Source organism: Chitinimonas violaceus (assembly GCF_052601015.1).
Genome location: NZ_JBQXDJ010000182.1, coordinates 1 through 1122 on the forward strand (window position 1 = coordinate 1; position 1122 = coordinate 1122).

2 protein-coding genes are annotated in these 1122 nt (G+C 47.6%); both read left to right on the plus strand.

Annotation, left to right across the window (positions count from 1 at the left end):
* Window positions 1-217 (plus strand): hypothetical protein (locus tag ACUHMQ_RS20790; protein ID WP_445297348.1); only part of this gene is annotated, 217 nt, incomplete at its 5' end.
* An 11-nt stretch (window positions 218-228) separates the two neighbouring features.
* Window positions 229-909, plus strand: coding sequence for a DUF4197 domain-containing protein (locus ACUHMQ_RS20795; RefSeq protein WP_445297349.1), 681 nt, complete (start codon window positions 229-231; stop codon window positions 907-909).
* Window positions 910-1122: the final 213 nt, after the last annotated feature.

Consider the following 1122-nt stretch of genomic DNA (forward strand, 5'->3'; position numbering starts at 1 on the left):
GGGGCTATGCCGCCAAGGATTGGAAGACGGCCATGAACCAATTCGCTATTCTTTACGCGGATCGGTTTATTCGATCATCCGTGTGAATCTCAAACCCGCCTTGAACACGGAAATCCTGACACCCCCGCCGACACTCTTGTCGGCCTTTTGTTTATTTATCAGGTCCCCTAACCTTTCGGACAAGCCACCAAGCTTTCACTACCACTCCCTACATTAATTGAGGCAACCATGCTCCGTCCCATATCAATACTTTGCCTATCACTCCTATGCAGCCTTAGCGTCCTTGCAATCGACCTTAGCCAATTAACCAGCAAAGACGCATCAAGCGGTTTAAAGGAAGCACTGACTACATCTGCCAGCAAAGCCATTAGCCAGCTGGGTAAAACTGATGGCTTCTTCGGCAATGAACAAGTCAAAATTTCTCTACCAGACAACCTTAAGCCCGTAGAGAAAATGCTGCGTAAGTTTGGCATGGGCGACAAAGCAGACGAGCTCGTTCTGACAATGAATCGGGCCGCCGAAAGCGCAGTACAGGAAGCTAAGCCGATTCTCATCAACTCGATAAAAAACATGAGTGTGCAAGACGCCAAAGGCATCATCACTGGCAATGAATCTGCAGCGACAGACTACTTTCGTCGAACCAGTGGCAACGCTATCACAGAAAAATTTCTACCCATCATCAAGAAGTCGACCAGTAAGCTAAAACTAGCAGAGAAATACAATGCCTATGCCGGCCAAGCAGCAAAATTCGGCTTGGTCAAAACTGAAGATGCAAACCTTGATGACTATGTCACGCGCAAAGCTGTGGATGGACTATTCAACATGATTGCAAATGAAGAAAAGAACATACGTACCGACCCGATGGGGCAAGCAAGTAAACTTTTGCAGAAGGTGTTTGGCGCCAAATAGTTAATTAGCTATGGCAACCCAAAAGGCACTGGAATGCGTGGCTGGTTTGGACCATTTCGATATTGTCTGATGCCCTACGGTTTACCTGTAGAAGTTCAGACTTGATCTAATGGAATGGACGCCCCCGCCAACGGCATTACGTCGAAGTGGTTGTGTCAAACAGACCACTCACAAAAGGGGCCTCCACCATGAAGATCACGACTATCGGCATTG

What these genes read in the sequence shown, in the direction of transcription:
- ACUHMQ_RS20795 (WP_445297349.1), top strand. Translation starts at nt 229, where the DNA reads ATGCTCCGTCCCATATCAATACTTTGCCTATCACTCCTATGCAGCCTT.